This is a genomic window from Chryseobacterium carnipullorum (genome assembly GCF_003815695.1).
Lineage (GTDB): Bacteria > Bacteroidota > Bacteroidia > Flavobacteriales > Weeksellaceae > Chryseobacterium > Chryseobacterium carnipullorum.
The window spans coordinates 1,852,521-1,877,993 of the sequence record NZ_CP033920.1; the positions used below are offsets into that span (position 1 = coordinate 1,852,521).

19 protein-coding genes are annotated in these 25,473 nt (G+C 37.8%); 10 read left to right on the plus strand and 9 right to left on the minus strand.

Annotation, left to right across the window (positions count from 1 at the left end; genetic code table 11):
* Positions 1–18 precede the first annotated feature (18 nt).
* From EG346_RS08490 to EG346_RS08500, 3 genes are all read right to left on the minus strand, one after another.
* Entirely contained in the window at positions 19–3,165 is a 3,147-nt protein-coding gene (locus EG346_RS08490; protein ID WP_123877998.1) for a SusC/RagA family TonB-linked outer membrane protein, read from the minus strand.
* Between the two features lie 206 nt (positions 3,166–3,371).
* A complete protein-coding gene (locus EG346_RS08495; RefSeq protein ID WP_123878000.1) occupies positions 3,372–4,976 on the minus strand; it encodes a BamA/TamA family outer membrane protein in 1,605 nt (534 codons plus the stop codon).
* A 111-nt stretch (positions 4,977–5,087) separates the two neighbouring features.
* A complete protein-coding gene (locus EG346_RS08500) occupies positions 5,088–5,876 on the minus strand; it encodes an SDR family oxidoreductase (RefSeq protein WP_123878002.1) in 789 nt (262 codons plus the stop codon).
* 394 nt (positions 5,877–6,270) lie between these two features.
* Here EG346_RS08500 and EG346_RS08505 point away from each other — a divergent pair, with 394 nt between their 5' ends.
* The 3 genes from EG346_RS08505 (at position 6,271) to EG346_RS08515 (ending at position 12,589) form a co-directional block, all read left to right on the plus strand.
* Positions 6,271–9,159, plus strand: a complete 2,889-nt coding sequence (locus EG346_RS08505; protein ID WP_123878004.1) for a SusC/RagA family TonB-linked outer membrane protein — start codon at positions 6,271–6,273, stop codon at positions 9,157–9,159.
* Positions 9,160–9,182: 23 nt separating this feature from the next.
* Positions 9,183–10,691 carry a RagB/SusD family nutrient uptake outer membrane protein gene (locus EG346_RS08510; protein WP_123878006.1) on the plus strand — a complete coding sequence of 503 codons (1,509 nt, stop codon included), beginning with the start codon at positions 9,183–9,185 and terminating at the stop codon, positions 10,689–10,691.
* 65 nt (positions 10,692–10,756) lie between these two features.
* Positions 10,757–12,589 (plus strand): alkaline phosphatase, encoded by a 1,833-nt coding sequence (locus tag EG346_RS08515; RefSeq protein WP_228425756.1) that lies wholly within the window; start codon positions 10,757–10,759, stop codon positions 12,587–12,589.
* Between the two features lie 86 nt (positions 12,590–12,675).
* Here the strand turns inward: EG346_RS08515 and EG346_RS08520 are convergent, their stop codons facing one another.
* The 6 genes from EG346_RS08520 to EG346_RS08545 all read right to left on the minus strand — a co-directional run bounded on the left by EG346_RS08520 (position 12,676) and on the right by EG346_RS08545 (position 18,080).
* Complete coding sequence (locus tag EG346_RS08520) at positions 12,676–13,662, minus strand: phosphatidylinositol-specific phospholipase C (protein WP_123878008.1); 987 nt, start codon at positions 13,660–13,662, stop codon at positions 12,676–12,678.
* A gap of 142 nt (positions 13,663–13,804) precedes the next feature.
* The gene (locus EG346_RS08525) at positions 13,805–14,479 is read right to left on the minus strand and encodes a hypothetical protein (protein WP_123878010.1); all 675 of its coding nucleotides are present in this window, start codon (positions 14,477–14,479) and stop codon (positions 13,805–13,807) included.
* A 15-nt stretch (positions 14,480–14,494) separates the two neighbouring features.
* Entirely contained in the window at positions 14,495–14,980 is a 486-nt protein-coding gene (locus EG346_RS08530; protein WP_123878013.1) for a hypothetical protein, read from the minus strand.
* Positions 14,981–15,033: 53 nt separating this feature from the next.
* Entirely contained in the window at positions 15,034–16,257 is a 1,224-nt protein-coding gene (locus EG346_RS08535) for a 3-phosphoshikimate 1-carboxyvinyltransferase (RefSeq protein ID WP_123878014.1), read from the minus strand.
* A gap of 87 nt (positions 16,258–16,344) precedes the next feature.
* On the minus strand, positions 16,345–16,671 hold the full coding sequence (locus EG346_RS08540) for a nucleotide pyrophosphohydrolase (RefSeq protein ID WP_040997695.1): 327 nt from the start codon (positions 16,669–16,671) through the stop codon (positions 16,345–16,347).
* Positions 16,671–18,080, minus strand: a complete 1,410-nt coding sequence (locus EG346_RS08545) for a hypothetical protein (RefSeq protein ID WP_123878016.1) — start codon at positions 18,078–18,080, stop codon at positions 16,671–16,673. Before EG346_RS08545 ends, EG346_RS08540 begins: the two co-directional genes overlap by 1 nt.
* Positions 18,081–18,261: 181 nt before the next feature.
* Here EG346_RS08545 and EG346_RS08550 point away from each other — a divergent pair, with 181 nt between their 5' ends.
* The 7 genes from EG346_RS08550 (at position 18,262) to guaB (ending at position 25,267) form a co-directional block, all read left to right on the plus strand.
* A complete protein-coding gene (locus EG346_RS08550; RefSeq protein WP_073329174.1) occupies positions 18,262–18,513 on the plus strand; it encodes a type B 50S ribosomal protein L31 in 252 nt (83 codons plus the stop codon).
* A gap of 312 nt (positions 18,514–18,825) precedes the next feature.
* The gene (locus tag EG346_RS08555) at positions 18,826–19,986 is read left to right on the plus strand and encodes a GlmU family protein (RefSeq protein ID WP_073329176.1); all 1,161 of its coding nucleotides are present in this window, start codon (positions 18,826–18,828) and stop codon (positions 19,984–19,986) included.
* A 624-nt stretch (positions 19,987–20,610) separates the two neighbouring features.
* Positions 20,611–21,120, plus strand: a complete 510-nt coding sequence (locus tag EG346_RS08560; protein ID WP_073329954.1) for a GFO_1088 family ECF-type sigma factor — start codon at positions 20,611–20,613, stop codon at positions 21,118–21,120.
* Complete coding sequence (locus EG346_RS08565; RefSeq protein ID WP_181876039.1) at positions 21,095–21,766, plus strand: hypothetical protein; 672 nt, start codon at positions 21,095–21,097, stop codon at positions 21,764–21,766. Before EG346_RS08560 ends, EG346_RS08565 begins: the two co-directional genes overlap by 26 nt.
* 66 nt (positions 21,767–21,832) lie before the next feature.
* Positions 21,833–23,113, plus strand: a complete 1,281-nt coding sequence (locus EG346_RS08570; RefSeq protein WP_123878018.1) for a DUF4252 domain-containing protein — start codon at positions 21,833–21,835, stop codon at positions 23,111–23,113.
* A 13-nt stretch (positions 23,114–23,126) separates the two neighbouring features.
* On the plus strand, positions 23,127–23,627 hold the full coding sequence (locus tag EG346_RS08575) for a DUF4252 domain-containing protein (RefSeq protein WP_123878020.1): 501 nt from the start codon (positions 23,127–23,129) through the stop codon (positions 23,625–23,627).
* A gap of 179 nt (positions 23,628–23,806) precedes the next feature.
* Complete coding sequence (gene guaB, locus EG346_RS08580; protein ID WP_123878022.1) at positions 23,807–25,267, plus strand: IMP dehydrogenase; 1,461 nt, start codon at positions 23,807–23,809, stop codon at positions 25,265–25,267.
* Positions 25,268–25,473: the final 206 nt, after the last annotated feature.

Consider the following 25,473-nt stretch of genomic DNA (forward strand, 5'->3'; position numbering starts at 1 on the left):
GTTCAGGATACTTATTAATTAAAATTTAAGATTAAATCCGACTCCGATCCATCTGCTGGAAGGGTCCTGGATGTCGTTCACGTCTTTTGTGCCGATCTGGTAATCAGGATCAGAATACAGGTTTTTGGATTTTTTCCACATAGCCAGGTTATAAGCAGAAATATTGGCCGTGAAATTTTTAATCATTCCTTTAGGATTCAGGAGATAAGAGAAGTCGTATTCCAGCACAACAGATCGCAGTTTGACAAATGTTCTGTCGAAAACATTCGCAAATAACTCACTCTCGTCTTCCGTTACCCTTGCCTGATAAGGATAATTCTGTGCCCAGTCCTGAAAGCTGATCGGTTTTGTGTGCGGAGTGTACATTCCTGTGGTGGCATTGTAATTAACCCCGTCCGGTACGAAATAATACGTTCCCGGATTCGCATATTCAAGATCTCTGTAGGCTGTAGAGTTCGGATGTTTTCCACCCCACCACATTTTTTCCACCACCTGAGATCTCATCACACCACCGATGCTTCCGTCTATTCCGATATTCAGAGTGAATTTTTTAAATTTAAATGTATTGTTGAAACCGAAAGTCCAGTCCGGATTAAAATGGCCCAGATTACTTGGGGCATCTGCTCTTGTCGGCATTCCTGTTTTAGCGTCCAGGATCACTTTTCCATCCGGTGATTTCTTCCACGTATAATCATAGAAACTGTCCATTCTTTCACCAAGCTTGATATTATTATAGTTCGGCATATGATCATAGATTGAGGTCAGTTTTTGTTCATAGGTGCTCCAGTTAATTAAAGACCTCCATGTAAAATCAGCTGTTTTTACAGGAACCAATCCCAGGGAGATTTCCAAACCTTTGGTCGTGTACTCGTTTCCGTTCACATATTGAGACGTAAAACCAGATGATGGAGCTGCCGGAAATTCAAGAATATTATTATAATCTAATGTTCTGAAATACGTAACATCTAATGTCAGTCTGTTCTTAAACAATCCTGCGCTTAATCCCAATTCATAAGAATTAGTTTGTTCCGGTTTTAATGAGTTTTCAACATTCAGGATCGTAGGGTAATTGAACATAGGATTCCCGTTGAATGTGGCTCCCTTATTGTTCATATAATAATTTCTTATCGAATAAGGTTTGAAATCATATGCCACTTTAGCCCAGGAAGCTGAAAGCTTTAAAAGATTAATCGCTTCAGGCATTTTTACTAAATTAGAGATCACCGCACTTACTGATGCAGAAGGGTAGAAATAAGATCTGTTGGCTTTCGGAAGTGTGGAAGACCAGTCATTACGTCCTGAGATATTGATGAAAAACGCATCATACAATCCGATATCGATTGTTGAATACGCACTGTAAATTAGTTTTTCTTTCAGGTAGTCATAATATTTTACAGCGCCTGTAGAATTTTCTAATGAATAGAGTTCCGGGATTTTCAGCCCGTCAGTTGATGCGTTGTCTATATTGTTTTTATAATAAAATGCAGATCCTCCTGCGTTGATTGTGAAGTCAAAATTGTCAGAGAATTTTTTCTTGTAAGTTGCTAATACATCAGAGTTCAGGTTCCATGTTTTGGAATCATTCAGAAGATATCCGCCACTCCTTGGAGCACTGTAGTTGAAATAGGAATACGGACTTAAAATTTCCTGCTTGTTGTGATTTTCAACCATGGATATCTTACCTTTTACAGAGAAATCTTCAGTTGCTTTATATTCCAGACCGGTTTGTGCGTTGATCACATTGGTTCTGTTTTTATTCTTATAATATTCAGATCCGAACCAAGGATTGTTATACCATGCATAATTCCAGTTGGCCTGAGCAATTCCTTCTCTTCCTGGAATCCACTTATGATTTTTAAGATCTCTCCCGTCTACGTCTGCACCCATCCAGATGAGGATGGTGTACATATGCCCGCTTGGATTATAGTCGTAGTTGGGAATATTGGGCGTAAAGGTTTGAGTGAAATTAAATTTGGTGTCAAACGTCAGTTTTTCTCCCAAATGATTTTCGGAGGAGAAATTGATGCCATAACGCTGCAGATAAGAATCAGGAACTCTGTCATCGTAGTTCATGAAATTTCCGGAAAGTCTGTAGATATCTTTGTTGTTTTTATAACTTACGGCAAAACTGTTATTATTGATCACGGCAGGCTTCAGGAAGATATCTAAATTATCATGATATCTCCAGTCGATCGGAACTCTTTCATATCTTGATTTATCATTATACTGAGTTCCTGATACTGCACCATACCACGGAATGACCTGTCCTGTCAATTTATCCCTGATTGGGCTGTTCCATTGGGCTACTTTCAGTCCCGGAATAAATTTTGGTCCCCAGATCATATCTCCGTCGTTCACACCACCATCGGCTCCATCCCAGAATTCGTACTTTCCGTGTGATCCGTTCCCGTATTCGGTTTGGGTTTTCGGAAGATTGGTAAATCCTGTGGTCACCATGGTATTTTGTGAAAATTCTACGGAGAAACCATTCTTTTTAGCACTTTTTGTGGTAATCAGAACCGCTCCGTATCTTCCTCGTGAACCATAAAGAGCAGAAGCTGTAGCTCCTTTCAAAACGTTGATGTTGGCAATATTGTTAGGATCCAGATTTTGAAACACTTCTTTCTCTACAATCACACCGTCAATGACAAAAACCAGATTGGAGTTTCCTCTTAAGGTAAATTGCGGAGCCTGCTGCATTCCTGTAGGATTGGAAACATTCAGACCGGCAACTTGTCCGGAAAATAAATTTCCAATACTTGGTGTAGTGATGGTTTCAAATTGTTTTGTTCCCACTTCCTGGGTAGAATATCCTATTTTTTCTTTCTTTTTGGCGATTCCCAAAGCTGTGATCACAACACCTTCAATCTGTTTTTCATTGGCTTTAGTCAAAACAATAGTGTATTGTCTTTTATAAGAAACTTCCACCGTGTACAGGGAAAAATCAGGTGCATAAAACTCAAGGATATCTTTTGGATTGGCTGAAATCGTAAAATTACCGCTTTCATCAGTTAAAGTAGTTTTTCCGGTATTTTTGTCGGTAATACTGACTCCGGATACGATGGAGCCATTCTCGGATTTTACATTTCCGGAAATGTTGATTTCTTGGGCAGTAAGGTAAAAGGGGAGTAAAAAAACAGCAAAAGTAGCTAAAGTCTTCTTCATTTTTTTTGAGGACAAATTTAGCGGTGTACTGTTACCAGAATTTTAATGTGGTATTAAAAGAAAAATACGATTTTAATATTTTTTAACATCAATATTTAACATTATCATAAAGCTAAAAAAGAGGAGATATTCTAATATTTGACTTTATTATACGATCTATTGTTTTGAAGAAGAAGTGGAAAAACAGGAATGAATAATAAGATTCCTTAGAATCTGCTCAGGATTCCCCAGTGAATTTTGATGTCATTAAATTTAAAAGGATTTCCAAATTCATTACCATTGGAAAGCTGGAAACTCATCAGCCCGATCGGGATAAAAAAGTTAAATCCGAGCCCGACACTGTAGAGTTTAGGCTTGACATTTAAAGATTTATTATTGAGCTGACCATATTGACCAAAGAAATCAAAAAATGCCTGATTGCCAATCAGGTACCGGTATTCTAATCCAGCATAATAATAAAAATCGGCGGCAAGCGATTTCTCATTGAAACCCCTCATGGAATTCCAACCCCCGAACCGGTATAATTCATTCGCAGAGAATTCTACCTTGGAATCCATCATGGCACCTTCAGCTTTTATATTCAGAAAGTGATTACCGGAAATATGATAATTGTGTTCCCCAAAAAAGTAAAACTGGTTTTGGGTCGCTTTGATATTGTCTTTAGTATAAGTCGTTGTCAGGTAGTCATACCCTGCATTGATCCTTGTTTTGTAAAGAAAAAGATCAATATCTGTAGGTTCTGTCATTTCAAACCAGATCCCGAGTCCTTTTTTATTATAATCTTTTCCCTGAACATATAAAGTATCAATAATACTGGAAGATTCAAGCGTTCCCCTAAGCCCGATTTTATTTCTGTTATTGATGTGATAGTAGAAAGCCGGAAGGAATTTTACATTGGCAAACGTAGAATCCTGTCTGAAAATATTGACTTTCAGATTCATTCCGACATTGGATTTAAGCAGATACGGAATATCTGTCTGAAGGTCAAAAGTCTGTCCTTTATCCGGGTTTCTCTGCCAGTACAGATTGACTGTTTCAAAACCATTAAACATATTCCTGAAATTCACATTCAGGGTTCCGTTTAGCGTAAATTTTTCCGTTTTATCGTTCCCGAAACCAATTACCCCATCAAAAGTATTCGTTTTCTTCTTTTCCATAAACAGGTAAATGCTCGTGGAGTCTTTGGTGAATAATGTTTGGGGAGGCCGTTCCAGCGTAACAAAGGCGTGGCTCTGGAAATTTTTACTGATGGCTAAAAGGTTTTTGTCGTCGTAGTTCTTTCCCTTGAATTCCTTTTCCAGATTTTTCATAAATCTTTTCGGGACTCTCTCATAGCCTTTAACTACAAAACCATCAATCTTCCTTTTATCATTTTTGTTGATATCCAGTTCTATAACAGGATATCCATTTTTCTGACCTTTATATTTCGATTTAAGACGGCTGAAAGAATAGCCGTCATCTATATATCGTTTGTTGATGCTTTTCTTTGTTGAATCTAAATTTTTAGTAAAAAAGTCTTTCTGAATTTTTAGTCTCTGTCTGATGGAATCAGAAAGTTCCACGTAGGTTTCGTTAAAGTTTTTTCCTTTGTCGTAGAAAATTTCTGTACTGTCACCCTTCATTTTTACATCCTTCAGCTTCGTAAAGAAATAATTGCTTTGAGATAAAGAATCCAGAAATTTCACCGCAGAAACAGAATCTTTTACTTTTTTTCTGACATTCGTTTCCGTGTCAATGAGCCAATACTGTTTCTTCTGCGCTTGTACAAAAACGCAGAACAGGATAAAAAATATTTTTAGAAATAATTTCAATGCTCAATTTATTTAAACCATAACAGATATTAAAGCTATAGAAAGCAAAGCTTACCAAATAATCTTAATGGTTCAAACCCAGATTAAATAATTTTTTTTAAATAACTGAATTTAGTCCAGTTTATTATACTTTTTCATTAAATTCTCATACGTTCCCTGTGGAAGAATCCATTTCAACGGAACTCCGATCTTTTGTCCGAATTTACCAAAATAATAATGGGCCTTCCATTTATTTTTATTCAAAAGATTTTCAACATAAGTTGCTACTTCAAGAGGCTCAGTTCCGTCGCCTACATGTGAGTTCATCAAAGCATACACCTTATCGAATACATTTTTGTACGGTTCAGACACTTGTGTTTTCACACGGTTCTCTGCAATATTTGTTTTGATATCGCCCAGATGCAGCGAGCAGACGTCAATATTCCATGGGTATACTTCATACCTCATCGCTTCAGTCACTTTATCTAATGCAGATTTCGACGCAGAATAAAAGCCACGGAACGGAAGTCCCATTTCACTTCCGATACTTGAAATATTGATGATCTTTCCGAATTTATTTTCACGCATTTTCGGAAGAACGGCGCTCATCATCTGAACAGATCCAACAAGATTCAGGTTGAACAGTTTTAAAATATCTTCCCTGGTAGAATCTTCCACTGCTCCCACCATTCCCATTCCGGCATTGTTGATCAGAACATCAATCCTCGATTCTGTTTTTAAAACTTCAGCAATGGCATTCAGAACCGCAGTGTTATCGGTAACATCCGTAGGAATAGACCTGAAATATTGACTTTCTGTATGTTTTCGGCTTAAACCGTATACGTGATGACCTTTCTTTCCAAAATATTCAGCCAGTACAAAACCTATTCCTGATGAGGTTCCAGTGATGATAATAGTCATTGAATTGTTTATAATTTTTTAGACTTTTTAATTTGTATTCCGGACGCTGCTGAGCTCCTCTTTACCAAGTGTCTCAGTGTAAACCGGATTTTCAGCAAATGTAAAAAAAGAAAAATGAACTCTCTTATTTATTACAGTATAAAATAGATCAGTCTTTTGACTTCTGAAAATTGAATAATTTAAACTTAAAATAAAGTTAACAGCAATTGTATTCATAATACAAATAGAATGATTAGTTTAGTTAGTGTATGTTATTGATATGTAGGTATTTGAAGCTTTGTTGTCAATTCTTGATATTTGAAACTACTAATATTTCTTAATAAAAACATAAGAAAATCTTAATGAATTTTCGGACAGACCTGTTCTAATTTTGCCCCTAATAAAAAAGGATGAAATGAATGTATCTAAAATCCCGGTTTCTGTGGGTTATTTGACAGGAAGGGTTTTATTGATCGGTGCTCTATCGGTCTCACCTTTGGTTCTATCTCAAAAACAGGACAGCTTAAAGGAAAAATCCATAGAAGAAGTTGTGGTGGTAGGATATGGAACACAAAAGAAAAGCAAAGTATCCGGCGCAGTTTCTGAAGCTTCACTGGACAAACTTACTTCCAGATCTTTATCCGGAGTAGGAGAAGTTCTTCAGGGAAAAGCGCCCGGAGTAACAGTGATTAATGAAGGGGGAGATCCCAATGGTGCACCAAAAGTGAATATCCGCGGTTTGGGGGGGATTAATGGAGAGACACCACTGTATGTTGTAGATGGAGTTGTTTTTAATGGCACGCCATCCATTAACCCTAATGATATTCAGGATATCTCTGTGCTTAAAGATGCTTCCGCTGCCATTTACGGGGCCAGATCTTCAGGAGGGGTAATTCTTATTACGACCAAAAGAGGAAAAAAAGGGAATCTGACTGTAGACTTTGACGTGAAATATGGGGTGAATAATGCCTGGAGAATCAAAGAATCTCTGAACGCAGCAGAATTCCAGGACGTCATGTACAAAGCTTATGACAATGCAGGGAAGTTAAACAGTCTTCCCATTGCTTTCAATCCTGAAAAGTATCCCGATGGCAGAGTGACAAGAACAGACTGGATGAAAGAAATTTTCCGAACGGGAACCCTACAGGAATATAACGTCAATGTAAGTGGAGGAAGTGAAAAATCCAGATTTTTTGTGGGAATGAACCATAGAAATTTAGAAGGAATTCTACTCAATACCCAGGCGAAACGATATAATTTCAGAGTCAATTCTGAACATAAAGTAAAAGACTGGCTGACGATCGGGGAAAATATGTATTATAATTATTCGGACGGAAATACAGCAGATACGAAAAGTGGTTACACGGGAGCATTGATCGCTGCGATGTATTATCCGCCTAATGTTCCTGCCTATACATCTTCCGGAGCTTTTTCCGGATTACCAATTGATGTGGCAGGGGGGTACGGAGATATGATCAATCCTGTTGCTTATCTTCAAAGAATCAGTATCAGAAATCCTACTCATGAGATTCTCATCAACCCTTACGCGGAAATCAGTTTGGCTAAAAATTTAAAATTCAGATCCAATTTTTCCCAGACCTTCAAAATAGGAACGATTAAAAATTTCACTTACAGAGTTCTGGAAGTCGGGAAAATTTTTGACACCAATAATCTAGAATACCAGTCGAATAACTCGTCAACTTCTTTGGCAGAACAGCTTCTTACTTATAAAACGAATTTTGGGCAGCATAATTTTGATTTCCTGGGAGGATTCACTTTCCAGAAAACGATTGATGAAGGATTTTTGGCCAAAGCCTATGATTTCAGAAGTGAAGCTGAGGTTTTCCAGCATCTTCAGAATGCAGCAGATACCAATAAAGACGTTTCCAGTTACAAATACCAGCAGGCTTTGATCTCATACCTGGCTAGAGTAAACTATGATTATGCAGGTAAATATGTGATCAGCTTATTAGGCAGAAGAGACGGATCTTCGTTGGTAGCAAAACAGAACAGGTTTGCTAATTATTATGCACTTTCCGGAGCCTGGGTAGTATCTAAAGAAAACTTTATGCAGAATATTTCATGGCTTTCGACCTTTAAACTGAGAGGAAGTTATGGTATTTTAGGAAACCTTGGAGGGATTTCTCCGCAGGCTGTTAATCCTTTAATGATAAGGGATAACAATATTATCTTTGGCCAGGATCCTTCCCAGAATATTGCCTACTATGCGACCACACGTCCGAATCCGGATCTGAAATGGGGAAAATCCGAGCAGACCAACTTTGGGGCGGATGCCTCTTTCCTGAATAACAGTCTTTCCTTACAGTTCGATTATTTCGTGAAAAATTCCAGAGACCAGATCTTTAACGTGAGCTTACCAAGTACGGCAACCTACAATAATCAATACATCAATGCAGGATTATTCCAGGATAAAGGGTATGAATTGGGAATTAATTACAATGGCAAAAGGACTGGTGATTTTACTTATTCTGTGGGCGTTACCTTTAGTCAACTAAAAAATACGGTGAAAAAACTGGCGGATGTGGATGAGATTTTCATCAACAGTAACGGAGTAAGAGGAGTATTGAAACCTACCCGTATCAAAGTGGGCGAATCCCTGTACTCTTATTATGGGTATAAGACTGATGGTATTTTCCAGTCACAGGAAGAGATCAACAATTATAAAGATACCAATGGAAATCTGATCCAGCCCAATGCAAAACCCGGAGATATTAAATTCCTCAAAAAAGATGGAAATGTAGGAGTGCTCAATAACAATGATTTTGTAAATCTCGGAAACCCCTATCCTAAATTTTCTTACGGACTTTCTTATAATATGACCTGGAAAAATTTCGACCTGAATGTATTCTTCCAGGGAGTTTACGGGAATAAGATCTTCAACGGGATGAAGTTTGTTTCATTGAACCCTGGCGGAACCGGGCAGAATTATAATATGGACCGGGATATCCTGAACGCCTGGACTCCGCAGAATACCAATACCAATATTCCAAGACTTGTCCATGGTGATCCAAGTGGGAATTATTCTAAAGTATCAGATTTCTACGTTGAGGACGGATCTTATCTCAGACTTAAAAACCTGACCATTGGCTATTCATTACCGAAAGACATTTACAGCAGGATCAATGTGAACAGGCTGAGGATTTATGTGACCACCAACAACCTGTTTACCATTACAAAATATACCGGTTTTGATCCTGAAGTTGGAATGGATACCTACGGAGTGGACACCGGAAGATATCCACAGTCACGCTCATTTATTTTCGGAGTAGAAGTGGGGTTATAATTTTAAACATAAAAAAGAATAAGATGAAATTTTTCAATACAATAATTTTAGTGTCAGGAATATCCGCCCTTCTTTGGTCTTGTACCAATGAGCTGGATGTTCAGCCCGAAGGAACGCCGACAGAAGCCAGTTTCTGGAAAACGGAAAATGATCTGGTAACCGGTGCTAATGCGATGTATAAACCTCTTTTTGACGGAGAATTTTACGGAAGAGGATTTTTCTGGTTCATCAATGCCAGTGATGATATGGTAACCGGAAGGGCGAAAAGTGAAGCCGATAATGCTAAAAATTTCAGCAGCAATTATATTGCGGCAGGTGATCTCGAAACCCAATGGAATAAAAGGTTTAATGTGATTGGTGTTGCCAACCGTGTGATCCGTAATGTGGATAATATTCAGGCTTCGGTAGCTGTTAAAAACAAATACCTTGGAGAAGCTCTGTTTATGAGCAGCAGAATGTATTTCGAGCTAGCTTATAACTATGGTAATGAAAAAGCAGGAATTCCCATTATCGACCGTACTAAAGAACCGGACCCTAATCCTATTCCGAGAGCGGCCAATGTGAATGAAAATTACAATTATATAGTGAACGATCTGAAGAAAGCCGCTGAATTACTTCCTTCTCAGGAAGAACTTTCTCCTAAAGATTACGGTAGACCCCATAAAGCAGCTGCCTGGGCACTTCTGGCAAAGGTTTACCTTTTTATGGAAGACTGGAAGAACGCTGCATTCTGGGCTAATGAAGTCATGACCAAAGGAAACAGAAAACTGCTCGGGAACTTTTCAGATGTTTTTAAATCAGAGAATAATTACAGCTCAGAATACATCTGGTCCATTCCGGGTACACCTAAATTTACCTCTTGGGGAAGTATTCTTCCCGGCGTGATGCTTGAAAACAAAGGATGGGGAGAATATAACGGCTGGGGATATTTCCAACCGACAAAAGAATTATATGACGAATATGAAGCAGGTGACCAGAGAAGAAGTGCAACCATTTTGAAACTGGGAGATTCGTTCACTTTTAACGGAAAAACAAGAACGTATGCTTCTACGAATTCACTTACGGGTTATCAGTTTAATAAATACATGGATGCTTTCAAATATACGCTCAACAGCGGCCATGTAAGTGCGAATGGCGATTATCCGTGTACAGATCTGGCCGTTCCGATTATGCGTTACTCAGAAGTGATCCTGATTAAAGCAGAAGCTTTGCTCATGCAGGGTCAGAATGCTGATGTGGAAATTAATCTGATCAGAGTCCGTGCAGGATTGGCACCAAAAACAGGATGTACACTGGCTGACCTGAAGCATGAAAGACGTTGTGAGCTGGCAGGTGAGTGGGCAGACCGACACAGAGACCTTGTCCGTTGGGGAGATGCTAAAAATACCTATGCAAAAGCGCTTCATGGTATCAATGGTAACGAAGTCTGGGCTCCGAGAAACTTCAACCCGGCAATACACAATGTATGGGCAGTTCCGCAGGTTGAAATTGTCAACAGTCACGGCGTGATCAAGCAAAATGAAGGGTGGTAAAATAGTAATATAGATATATACTGTATCACTGTGTGAGCTGCACAGTGATACGGTTTTTTAATAGTATGATGAAATTATCAAAAAAAATAGCAGTTGTACTGGCTTTTGGGTTGTTTACTCAAAACCAGGCGCAGAATTATCTGAAGTATACGGTGGGCAATGCCCATTCTCATAATGATTATCAGCAGGAAATTCCTTTCTGGCAGGCCTATTATGCCAGCTTTGGTTCTATTGAGGCAGATGTTTTCCTCGTGAAGGGGAAACTGTGGGTTGCCCATACTGAAAAAGAACTGCTACCAGACCGAACACTGGAGAGCCTCTATCTTGATCCGATATCGAAACAAATCAAACTTAACAAAGGAAATATTTATTCCGATAGTACTAAAAAGCTACAGCTCCTCATCGATATCAAACAGGATTATAAAACATCTTTAAATGCTTTGGTAAACATTTTGAAGAAGTATCCTGAAATTACAGGCTGTCCGGGTATTAAAATGGTGATTACAGGAGCAAGACCTCAGCCGGGTGATTTTAAAAACTATCCGGATTATCTCTGGTTTGATGGTGATCTGGATACAAATTATACCGGAGACCAGCTGAAAAGAGTGGGAATGTTCAGTGCAGACTTCCAGAATCTGGTCAAATGGAATGGAAAAGGAATTCCGAGGGATGAGGAAACGGAAAGAATTAAAAAAGCAGTAGAAAAGGTGCATGTCCAGCAGAAGCCCGTACGTTTTTACGGAGCCCCTGATTTTACCAATGCCTGGGTAAACCTGATGGATCTTGATGTGGATTATATCAATACCGATCATATTCCTGATCTTAAAAAATTCATCAATACCATTCCTAAAAATTTTTATAAGAGTACAAATGAATATGAAATATACCAACCAACGTACAAAACAGACCAGACCAAAAAGAAGGTTAAAAATGTTATTCTCCTGATTCCGGACGGAACTTCCCTTCCCCAGTATTATGCTGCTTTTACAGCTAACAAAGGAAAGCTGAATGTTTTTAATATGAAATCCACCGGATTATCCAAAACCAATTCTTCCAATGCCTACATTACAGATTCTGCACCCGGATCAACGGCATTTGCAACAGGGGTTAAAACAAAAAATACATTTGTAGGAGTCGATGATAAAGGAAAAGCTCTGGCTCAGATTCCAGATATTATTGCAGCAAAGGGAATGGATTCAGGATTAATTTCCACAGGAGATATTACTGATGCAACACCAGCGGATTTCTACGCGCATTCGGATAACAGAAACAGTTCGGAGCCTATCCTTAAAGATTTTGTCAATTCTAAAACGAAGATTTTAATTGGAGGGCCTACAGGAGGATTGAGTCAGGAAAACGGGCAAAAAATCAAAGAGGCAAAGATTGATTTCTATCAGGATCTGAAATCAGTCAGCACAATAAACGGTCGTACTTTGGTGATTGATCCTTTGGCCTCCCGGAGAATAAGCAACGGAAGAGGAAACTGGCTGGCTGATGCTTTTGATCTTACGTTAAATGATTTAAAGGAAAATAAAAAAGGCTTCTTTATGATGGTGGAAGCTTCACAGACCGATGGAGGAGGACACAGCAATAATCTTGAGCAGCTGGTGACTGAACTCTTAGATTTTGATCATGTCGTAGGAAAAGCGATGAAATTTGCTGATGAAAATAAAGAAACACTGGTTATCGTTGTAGGAGATCATGAAACCGGAGGCTTGACACTTTTGGATGGGAGCCTTAAAGAGGGCTGGGTTTTCGGGAATTTCAGTACAAACGATCATACCTCCATTCCGTCAAGTGTATTTGCTTACGGACCCCATTCTCAGGAATTCACAGGACTGTTTGAAAATACTGAAATCTTTAACAAAATACTTTCAGCCTACGGGATTCAGAGATAATCCGGAAACAATCTGCGTTTAAAAAAATGTAGTCTTTAGCAATTAAAGACTACATTTTTTATGATATCAGATGATCAAGTAATCACCTAATTGTAATTTGTTTTAATAATCAGTGTTGACAACTCTGTGTTGATGAAATCTATTGGCATCATTCCATAAGATCCTTTGGTGTTATTTTGGAAGAATGTGGTCACTTTAGGATTAATAGCATCAGAAACTCCAGGTATACTTGGTATTCCAAAGATTAAAGGTTTGTATCCACTGGTGAAATTGATGAAAAGTTTGCCACTTGTATCATTTTTTGCTTCATTAAAAAGGGTTGAAATCTTTGTCCATTTTTCATCATTATTTGTCACTTTATAATAATCCTGAACCTTTACTGATGTTCCCGGGGTAGTATTAATTTCAAACGTGGTATTGTCTGCCCATCCTGTGGCATCAATCCCCTTAGAAACTTCAGCGGGAAATCTTCTCAATAATCTGATTTTTCCTCTTATATCTCCCAGCCTCGGAATGTTATTTCCCAGATTCCATCGAGAAGGATTTTTCTGAACGTAGGTGTCAAATGTTTTTTCAAAACTTCTTGAGGTGTTGGAAGCATTGTATTCTTCCTTAACAGACATAATGATGGTTTCTGTGGGGTGGCTCTCCAAAAATGCGTAACAAGCGGTGAGCACATCATCAAAGTTCAAATTTTGGTAGATCGCACCATGGTGTATCGCAAATGAATTATCAATATGCCTGCAACGGATATCCAGAAAACGGACTCCGGCATTAAGTTGTTCGGCAATCGTAAGGTTTTGCGTTTTTGCAGTACCACTGTTGGAAGGCACCTCTCTCATAGCCCCTGAATCATGAGTACCCGGGATCGAAAGTTTAGCTATTGAAATATTATCCTGAAGTCCGGACATCCAGCTATTGGTTTCGACTGAGGCTAAAGAAGCCCTCTCATTTTTTTTCTGATGGAGACTTAGTTCTGTGCTGTCTGAATCTATTTCGGCTGTTCTTTCCGAACAGGAGAAAAACATACTTGCAGCGGTAAGGCCAAGGAATAAAATGGTTGAAGATCTCATACTTTAAGTTGATATAGTTTATGGTATTTTAATTGATTAAAAATAGCAATATATCATACCAGGAGAAGTTAATTCAACCTTAAGAGATAATTAAGTTGTGTTAAAGTATAAGAGTAATGAATCTTCCCATCCATCGAAAAAATTAGTAAATGAAATCTTTATCTGAACCGGGAATTTTAAACTTATGTTCCCCAATCTTGAAGCTGTTCATTTTAATCAAGGTTTTAAACGGATGCTTAAATTCTTTGTGAGTATCTTTAGGGATCACTTTTTGTTCCTCATCACAGGATGAATATTCTTCATCTGCAATAACTTTTCCCGTAGAGAAATTGATTTCGTTCAGATAATTGAAATCGCAGGTGTCTTCAAATCTGTCATGAGAACCGATGAGGTAAAAATCACCATTCTGAAACCTGAAGGTATGCTGATAAGTCTGCGTATGCCGAGAATTGGTATTGAATATCTGGGTAATAGAAAGGCTGTTGTTGTTAATTGATATTTCAGGAGGCGCATTCTCTTCCGGATAAAACCCCATTCCGCTGGACAAAAGAAGTGTGCTATTTTCCTTCCAGATTTTCAGCTTACCGTCTATGTTTTTTAAGATAAAGAATGATCTGAGAAAATTATCACGGTCATTCAGTTTATTTTTTTTGTCGGTATTGAAAATGATCACTGTTTCATCTTTTCCGTCTTTGTCCAGATCTCCTTTGGCTTCAGCTATTTTTTGATAGCCTTTCGGAACAGAAAAATCTTTCAGACTTTGAGCTTGCAAACCTATGATTAATAATGCAGAGATAAAACAAAAAAGCTTTTTCATAGAACGGCATTAAAATTATAACCCAAAATCTTCTTTCTTTACCTCTGTGTCTTCCAGATTGCACATACAGCCTTTAATCGTTTTATAAACGCCTGAAATTTCAGTTTCTTTCCCTTTGCTGTCAGTAACTGTGATGCCGGCAGCATAGGATCCATCTTCTGCATAATAGGTTCTGAACAATTGATATTTGTAATTATTATTTGAAAAGGATAAATAATTGAGGTCCATACCTGCGTTCTGCTTTCCGCCGCCTCTGTGATAAGAATTGTAGGTAAACTGCTTCCAGCTTTCCTTCGTCCTTGAATTGGGAAACTCCATCTCTACATGATTTTTGCTTCCCAATCGGTATTGAATATAACCATTCTTTTTATCTTTCACCAAAGACATTTTCTTTCCGTTTTTTGTGTCAAACGAAAAAATAGTTTCCTCATTAGGTAAAAGATATTGTGCAGAAAAAACCAGCGGGATCATTAAAGCAAAAATCAGCAAAAAGTTTCTCATAAAACGGGAGTGTTTTTCAAATTAGTAGATTGTCATATCAACGAATCCGCACATCAATGAACCATCACATTATCAAGATCCTTCCAGAACATCGGATAAGATTTTTCCACTACATCTTCGTCCTCAATGTTGAGCTCCTTAATAAGACAGAACGGAGCAAAACTCATCGCCATCCTGTGATCCTGGTAAGTTGCGATGGAAATATTTTCTTCCGGTTCTCCAAAACTGACAGATTTGATCGTAAGGTCTGTGATCTCTGTTTCGGTACCCAGTTTTTTCAGTTCATTATATAAAGCCTGAAGTCTGTCGGTTTCTTTTACTCTTAAAGTTCCCAGTCCGGAAATTTCAAAAGGAATTTTTAATGCGGCAGCCGTTACACAAAGTGTTTGGGCGATATCCGGGCAGTTGTTCATATCCAGAATGATTTTTTCCGGGAAAGAAAAATCGGCCTCCGGCTGTAAAGTGATTTTATGTTCGTCTTCTGTGAATATTGTTTTAATACCGAAAAAGTCTTCATAAATCCCGGCAATTGCAGAATCTCCCTGAGTAGACTCTTTGTAAAAACTTTTCAGGTGGATGGTTTCTCTTCCCAGCGCAGCTATCGAGTAGAAGTACGAAGCTGAGCTCCAGTCACTTTCAACCTCATAATTCACGGGTGATGATTCATCATTCCCATGAAAAGGTTCCACTTTAATAGTATTTCCTTCAAAACTGTTTTTAATTCCGAATCTTGTCAGAATATCCAGCGTCATTTCTATGTATGATCTTGAAGTTATTTCACCCACTAAGTTTATTTCCAATCCGCTGTCCAGTTTCCCTGCAATCAGAAGAAGGGAAGTGATGAACTGGCTGGATATATTAGCCGGAACATTCACCTGCTTTTGAGTGATCTTCTTTCCGGTAATTTTTAAAGGCGGAAAACCTTCATTTTCCAAATACTCAATCTCTACCCCCAGATCTTTTAATGCGCTGACCAGGTTCTTGATCGGTCTTTCTTTCATCCTTTTGGATCCGGTAAGAATGGTGGTCTTTCCTTCAAAAATAGAATAATAGGAGGCAAGGAAACGCATAGCCGTTCCTGCGTGGTGGACATCCACAATTTCAGTGTTTTCAGACAGCGCCTTTTTCAGAAGCTGCGTATCCTGAGAATTGGATAAATTGCCAATGTGTATATTTTTGAATAAACTTTCCAAAATCAACAAACGATTCGAAATACTTTTCGAACCGCTGATCTGAACTGTTTTATCTCTTAGTAATTTTGATTTTTCTAACTTCATTGTTTCTTCGGATTAAAGATGTCAGATGACAGACATCAGATTTCAGACTGCCATGAGTCTGTGATCTGAAATCTCATATCTTGTATCTTATTTTAATTTTTCATTATTCTGATGCCGGTCTTTATCGCGGTCAGTCTTAATCTTCATCTTTTTATCGAAAGCTTCCTGCAGATTTACTCCGGTTTGATTGGCCAGACATAAAGTTACAAACAGTACATCTGCCAGTTCTTCCCCAAGGTCTTTGCTTTTATCGCTTTCTTTTTCGCTCTGTTCGCCATACCTTCTGGCGATGATCCTGGCTACTTCACCCACTTCTTCAGTCAGCATAGCCATATTGGTCAGTTCATTGAAATATCGGACGCCGATGGTTTTGATCCATTCGTCGACCTGCTGTTGCAGTTGTGTGATTTCCATTATTGATAAGCTCCTAAAGTAGAATTGGTGGTTCTGGATACATTCACAATATCAAGAGGGACAGTTCCTGCTACAGTCAGATTTCCTTTTCCTCTTGCCGGAGATGCCGTCTTTACTCTTAAATTCATCTTCGCTGCAAAATAGTTAAGGAATTGCGGATCTTCATTCTTGATGCTCTGTACTACTCTTACATTATTATCAAAAGGGAAACCGGCTTCAGGTACCCCTGAGTATTTGATGAGCGAGTTCTGGATCAGGAATTCAAACTGCTGTCCCGGAGTTTGCTCAAAATTAACAGAGTTGTCCCTGTCTGAATACACAATACTATTCTTTATATCAAGACGCTGAAGAGCTCCCTGTTCTGTAGTTCCTGCTGCATTTTTCCATTCGTTGGCTGCAGTAATTCCATTTCTGTTGAATGATCCCATTGTTCTGGAATAGTTGGCAATGGTCGCGTGGGTGTAGCTGTGATTTCCTCCTCTGAAGATCCCGATACATGACTCACCGCAGTTATTCATTACGAGGTTTTTAGCGGTCACCGTAGATCCTACGGCATAAATTCCGTATTCAAAGAAGGTATGGATGAATGAATTACTGATGTTGGCCGTATTTTGTTTCATATCCAGTCCTCTGGTTCCTCCGAAAAGTCTGGCGAAATTCATATTAAGATTGGAGTTTGCTTCCATGCGGATAGAATTCCAGTTTTTAGGAAGCGTGTCGTGATCAAGGTCATTTCGGTCGCCACGGAGAATAACTTCATCATTCAGGGCTCCGTTGATATTTAATGTAGCCCCTGTTGATACTTTCATCCCACTGTTGGTGTGGAAATACACTTTTGTTCCTGGCTGAATATCCAGTGTTATATTAGGATTAACCGTAAGGTCACCATAGATGATCTTCGCTTTGTTTTTGTTCCATATGGTATGCGTAGTGATCAAATTAGGATTGGTAGGAGTCTGGATAAAGAATTCTGCATCCTGTACCACTGAAAATAAAGTCACATGCTGCTGTCCTGCGCCACTGTTGAATAAAATCTTATCTTCTGCTATAGCTTGCGGACCTGTAGCTTCAGGTGCTATTTCAACAAAAATATACATACTGTCTTTCTTTCTCAAAGGCACATCTTTGAAATCAAATCCAGGTTTTCCGTCTACATTGATCCTATATAATGATGCACTTCCTTTTTCAAGATTGATTCTTGGAATGAGAACGTCCTTGTCTTCATTATTATATACCTTTACGACATAGGTTTCAGAACGTACCTGGTGATAAACCGTGTCACAGAATACGGTGTCTTTTGAAAAACTCAACTGTTGTGAGGGAGCATCAAAAGTAATATCGTCTTTATTACATGATACCGCCACAAGAAGCATCCAGAAAGAAAAAGCCAGTAATAGTTTGAATTTCATCGAAATTAAAGTTTAAATAGATTCCAAATTTAACGAAAATACTTTGAATTTCTTATCAATAAAAAAAATTGGATGCAGTATTTGGATATTTAAAAAAATGTTGTATTTTTGCAGCCTAAAATTAGCAGAGAAATACCATTACTATTTCGAAAGCAAACTTTAATTTTTTAAAAATTGTATTATGAAAAAAGGAATCCACCCAGAAAATTATAGACTTGTTGTTTTCAAAGATATGAGTAACGACGACGTGTTTCTTTGTAAGTCTACTGCAGAAACAAAAGATAGCATTGAATTTGAAGGACAAGAATACCCATTGATCAAAATGGAAATCTCTTCAACTTCTCACCCTTTCTACACTGGTAAAGTGAAACTGGTTGACACTGCAGGTAGAGTTGATAAGTTTATGAACAAATACAAAAAATTCAGCAAGTAATTTTTTGTTACCCAACATACTGAAGTCTTCCAATTGATTGGGAGACTTTTTTTTGTTAATAGAATTTAGTTGGGTGTGTTTTGTACTTTATTTCTATAAAATGAAATTATATTCTTTTCAAACAGAAAGACACATATTCTTACGGAGACTTTTATAAACTAATCTCTAACTTCTGACATCTAATTTCTTCATTCCCGCTATTTTCGTATTTTTGTTCTGAACAGAAATGAGATCCTGTCAATTGGTTGTCAATGATAAGACTTCCAGGTTTCAGCCTCTAACTTCTAACTTCTAATCTCTAACTTCTATACAATGCAATTAGTATTTTCAGATGCCCAATATTGGGAAGATTTCCTTCCTCTTACCTTTACCCGTCCTGTAGCCGCTATGCGATGCGGAATTCTTACTTTTTCTGAACGATGGCAAAAGATCCTGGGAAATACCGAAGTTTCTTACTTTACTGAAAATTATCTTCAGGATAAATTTAAAACTCCCGAAGACAAGGAAAGTCTTTTCCTGGTTACTAATTTTCTTCCTACAGAAACTGTAATCCAACAGATCAAAGACCTTAAACAAGGAGAGGCGCTCGTTTATGAAGATGAACTGGTCGCTGCTAAAATCAATATGAAAGGGTTTTCCCTGAATCAGATTGAAAAGATGACAGATATCAAAGAGGAATTAATTTTCTTTAAAAAACCAACCGATCTGTTTACGTATAATCATCTGGCCATAGATTTTGATTTTGCCTTGCTTACAGAAGGGAGAACATCACAGGAACTATCTTCTACCAATGGGTTTTTAGGAGATAAAAAAGATCTGTTTATAGAAGAAGGAGCGCAGATAGAATTTTCTACCATCAATACAAAAACGGGGAAGATCTATATAGGAAAAAATGCTGAGGTGATGGAAGGTTGTAATCTTCGCGGACCGATTTCATTAGGAGAGGATTCTAAGTTTAATTTAGGATCAAAAATTTACGGAGCTACTACAGTGGGACCTCATTGTAAAGTAGGTGGTGAAGTGAATAACATTATTATATTTGGTTATTCAAGCAAAGGTCATGAGGGTTTTGTAGGAAATTCAGTGATTGGTGAATGGTGTAATTTCGGAGCAGATACCAATTCTTCCAACCTTAAAAATAATTACAGCCACGTCAAATTATGGAATTACAGAACAAAGGCTTTCGAAGATACAGGACTTCAGTTTGCGGGGCTGATCATGGGCGATCATTCCAAAACAGCGATCAATACCCAATTGAATACCGGAACTGTAATTGGCGTTGCTTCCAATATATTCAAACCCGGTTTTCCACCCAATCTGGTAGAAAACTTTTCGTGGGGCGGAGGTAAAGATGATGAAAGATTTAAGCTGGACAAAGCTTATGAAGTCGCGGAAAGAGCTATGGCAAGAAGGAAAATGCCATTAACCGATGATGATAAAGCTATTTTAAAACATATTTTTGATACCTATTAATATTGAAAGCCTCCATTTCGGAGGTTTTTTTTGCTACAAGTCATACAAGAACACTGATAATTGAGAATATTTCTTACCGCTTTGTCCATATAAAAATCTTAGATTTTTGGAAAACTTATGTGTCCTTCTATGTAGTTGTAAGGTCAACTTAAATTAACTAAAGTGTTTTTTAAAAAAAATTGCCTTTGTGGTTATTATTTATTGACCACGGATTGCACAAAATAAATAGATTCACATAACCCAATCATCTGGGTGATTCGTGTGATCTGCGGGAATTGTTTATCGTTGAAACCCCCACTACAAATAATTTTTTTTTATCCCACAAATCCCACAGATGATTGTATTTCTAAAGGTATGGTAAGGAGAAACAATGGGATGTAAGTTTTCTATCTCTTTATGAACTTTCAAATTTATTATACCGAAAAATAGCAGAAAACTTAAGATTTTGAAATTATCTTTCTAAAAAGAAAAAAAATAGGTATTTTTATAAAAATCATTGAAACGCTTTTGTAGAAGGGGTTTATGAGTATGTGGAAGATGCGGAATGCAGGAAATATCAATTTTTTTAAAGTATCATGTAATAGAATTAAGATTTTAATTGTCTTACTAATAGAAACAAAACTCATGACCCAAGAAACTTTCAAGAATACGGTGTTTATTCTCAAAGACGAGATGTATCGTTTTGCGAAAAGATTTGTGATGAGCAGTGATGAAGCAGAGGATGTGGTGCAGGACCTGATGATAAAGTTCTGGCAAAAGAAGGAGGAACTCGAAAAGTTTGGAAATTTGAAATCCTATGCTTTAAAGTCCGTCCGGAACGAATGCCTGAACCGGCTGAAGCACCACGATGTAAAGTTGGGATTTGCAGATTTGCAGCTTCACCGCTCAGAATTATACAGCATGGATATCAATAATATGAAGGATTATATTATAGGATTTATCAATCAGCTCCCGGAAAAACAGAAAATGGTGATCCATCTGAAAGATGTAGAAGAATATGAAGTCTCAGAAATCTCAGAAATGCTGGACATGGAAGAAAACGCAGTACGAGTCAATCTGATGCGGGCGAGACAAAAAGTAAAAGAACAAATATCACAACTGATGAGCTATGAACAAAGATCAATTTCAGAATAAATACAACGAAATCTTCCAGGATATCAAGGAAGAAAAAATGGATTGGAGCTTTGAAGATTTTCTTCAGAAGGCAGAAGGAGGAGTTCCTGACCCTGAAACTCAGCAGGCACCTATTATTCCGATACCGAAGAATAAACCTTCTTTCCCGAAATGGTTCTGGATGGCAGCAGGATTAGTCCTTCTCCTGAGTGTTGGCTTTTTCTTTAACGATTACCGTACCGGTGTTATTGAAAAAGAGCAATTCGTGAAAAATGAGGTTTTGAAACAGAAATCAAAATTTATAGAAGAGAATAATGACCATCAGGAACAGGTAGCGGTGAATCATACCGACTCTATTTCCGGAGCAAAGAAAGATTCTATATTTCAGGAGAATTCTGTAGCGGAAAAAGATGTGATGGATGAGATTCTGCCTAAAAGAGGGAGACTTAAAAAAGAAGTAAAGCCCAGATTTGTGAACAATTCATCTTTTAGTAACAAAGCTTTAAAAGATTCAACAGGCTATAAAAATTCATATGTTATCGTCAACGGTAAAAGAATCGATAATGTTGAAGAAGCCATCAATGTGACTAAGTATTCATTCCAGATATTTGCGGATAACGTAAGTCAAAAATTAGCACAGCCTACCGTTGTAGACGACGATTATTAACAAACAAAATAGATTATGCACCTGATCAGGCAAAAGTAATCAGCTTTAAAAAATAAAAATTGACTCATGAAAAAAATATTCATAATATTCGCCCTTGCCTTTTCCCATTTCTTTATGGTGTCCGGGCAAAGCGACAAGTTTGACCGACTTTTTGAGAAGTATCAGGAAGTGGAAGGAGTAACCTCTATTAAAATTGCTAAACCCATGTTTAGTATGCTCAGCAGTCTTAATATTGACGATTCGCAGCTGGATCAGATCAAACCGCTACTGTCTAAAATTAACGGATTAAAAATTCTGATCACTGAAAATCCGGAGAAAGCGAATAGCAAAGAAGGAATTCAGGTTCAGACTCATCTTGCACAGCTAAACAAAGATGTGGCATCCTATTTAAAAACATTGAATTACAGCGAAATCATGTCCGTTAATAATTCCGGAGCAAAGATTAAATTTCTTTCTGCGGAAGCAAAAGACGGGATCCTGGATGACCTGCTTTTAAGCATTGATGGAGGAAAAGGAGAGAATATCCTCGTCATGCTGGATGGAAAACTTTCGATGGATGATGTGAACAAGATCATCAATTCCAGCGAAACAAAAACCAATTCTGTAACCAATACAAGAACTAGTTTTACCTCCGAGAGTAATTCTTCCTATCTGAACGGAGAGGCCAGAAATGTAGGTGAGTTTTCGGGAATTAGTGTAAGCACCGGCGTGAATGTAGTTTTCAAACAGGAAAGTCCTACCAATGTGAAGGTCATTGCAGATGCTGATAAACTTCAGTACGTGATTACAAAAGTGGAAAACGGAGTTTTGAAGGTATATATAGATAATAAAGGACAAAAAAATCTGAGATTTAAAAACTTAAGCGTTAATATTTCTTCACCAAGAATGGATAATATCAAAGCCTCGTCGGGAGCTAACTTCAGAGTGGTGAATTCTATAAAAGAAAACAGCTTGAATATTGATGCTTCTTCCGGAGCGAATGTTAAGGGAGATTTTAAAATCACCAACGCAGTAGAAATTGCAGCTTCTTCAGGCTCAAATATAAGAGTAGGAGTTACGGCAACATCTGTTATGGTAAAGGCTTCCAGCGGATCCAATGCGGCTATTGAGGGAAAAGCTAATTCCGGACTAATAGATATCAGCAGCGGTGCTTTGTGTAAAGCAGACGAACTAAAACTGGATAATCTTGAAGCGGAGGCTACATCCGGAGGAAATCTTTCTGTGAATGTTTCCGGCAGACTTAAGGTAAGGGCTTCTTCAGGAGGATTGGTAAAATATAAAGGAAGACCGGAAATAGAAGCGAATATCAGCAAGACATCAGGAGGAACTCTGAAACCTATAGATTAAAAAATTAACAGCCATGAAAACTTTAATAAAATTTTTTACAGGAATTTTAGCATTGCTTATTCTTCAGTCGTGCATTGTTTCGGGAAGGCCTAATATCGATTTCTTTAAACAGTCCGGACACAATTATAAAGAAGCAAAATTTGCAAGTTTCAATGTCCCTGTATTTCTGGCCAAGCCTTTTATTAAAAAGGCGTTGAGGGAAGATGGCGAAAGTGAGGAAGTCATTGCGCTGATCAAGAAAATCTCAAAGATAAAAGTAATGACGGTAGATAACGGAAGCAAAGCCATGCTGAATGATTATTCTAAATATTTAAACAATAATGATTTTGAAGACTGGGCAACCATCAAACATGACGGAGAAAATGTCAATGTAAGAGTAAAACAGAATGGCGAAACCATTAAAAATATGATGATCACTGTAAATTCAGATAAAGAATTGGTTTTCGTTGATGTGAGAGGGAGTTTTACGGCTGATGATATTTCAAAAGTAATTAATGCAGCAACTGATAAGTAATCAGCTACCTGGAGATATAACAAGTAGTTTCATACTACACTAATTATTTTGTACAGAAAGACCGTTCCTGATAAGAGCGGTTTTTCGATTTAAGTTATTGATTATTAATTTTTATTTAAACTATTGAAAAGGATTTTCATATCTCGCTGAAATAACCTAATTTTGCAAAGAAAGTAAAGATGTCTATTCATAACAAAATTGTAGAGACAGCCATCACTTTCGATGACGTTCTTCTAGTCCCTTCTTATTCAGAAGTTTTACCTAATCAGGTATCATTAAAATCAAGACTTACCGACAAAATCACGCTGAATGTTCCGATAGTTTCTGCTGCGATGGACACAGTTACTGAAGGAGATCTGGCTATTGCTTTGGCAAGAGTGGGTGGTTTAGGTTTCATCCACAAAAACATGACGATTGCTGAGCAGGCTGCACAGGTCAATCGTGTAAAGCGTTCCGAAAACGGAATGATCTCTGATCCCGTTACCCTTTCAAAAGATCATACTTTAGCTGAAGCTAAGGAAACAATGGCCAAATATAAAATTTCCGGTCTTCCTGTAGTAGATGCTGACAATGTACTGATCGGGATCATTACCAACAGAGATGTAAAATATCAGGAAAACCTTGAGATGAAGGTTGAAGAGATCATGACGAAAGAAAATCTGATCACCTCTGATAAAAATACAAACCTTGAGAAAGCAAAAGAAATTCTTCTGAAAAGCAGAGTTGAAAAACTTCCGATCGTAGATCAGAATAACAAGCTTGTAGGTTTAATAACGATTAAAGATATTGACAATCAACTGGAGTATCCGAATTCAAATAAAGATCACAAAGGCCGCCTTATCGTAGGTGCTGGAGTTGGCGTAGGAGAAGATACCATGGACAGAATTGCAGCGCTGGTGAATGCTGGTGTTGATATTGTGGCTATTGATTCGGCCCACGGACATTCTAAAGGTGTTTTGGATAAAATTTCAGAAATCAGAAGAACGTATCCGGATTTAGATATCGTAGGAGGAAATATTGTAACGGCAGAAGCGGCAAAAGATCTTATTGAAGCTGGTGCTAATGTCCTTAAAGTAGGAGTTGGACCAGGTTCTATCTGTACAACGAGAGTTGTTGCAGGAGTAGGTGTTCCTCAGCTATCTGCTATTTATAATGTTTACGAATATGCAGCATCTAAGAACGTAACGGTGATCGCTGACGGAGGAATTAAACTTTCAGGAGATATTGTAAAAGCTATCGCAAGTGGAGCAGGAGCTGTCATGCTGGGCTCTCTTTTAGCCGGAACAGATGAAGCTCCGGGAGAGGAAATTATTTTCCAGGGAAGAAAATTCAAATCTTACCAGGGAATGGGAAGTCTTTCTGCGATGAAGAGAGGAGGTAAAGAAAGATATTTCCAGAGTGAGGCTAAAAAATTCGTTCCGGAAGGAATTGAAGGTAGAGTACCGCACAAAGGAAAATTGGAAGATGTGATTTTCCAGCTTACCGGAGGTTTAAGAGCGGGAATGGGATACTGTGGCGCTAAAGATATTGAAGCTTTACAGAAAGACACCAAAATGGTAATGATTACCGGAAGTGGATTGAAAGAATCTCACCCGCACGATGTAATTATTACTCAGGAAGCTCCGAATTATTCTTTTTAGGATTTTAAGATAAATATAAAAATAGGCTGCGCAGATTTGTGCAGCCTATTTTATTATAAGATCATAATTTATTTTAACTAAATGTAAATTTTTAATCTGTAAATGATATCCGATGGGTTAATTTTCGATTTCTATTTTGTTGTAGAATTTTATTCTATTTTATATTAATGTTAATTGATTTTTTGTTGTTTGAATAGTATGCCTTT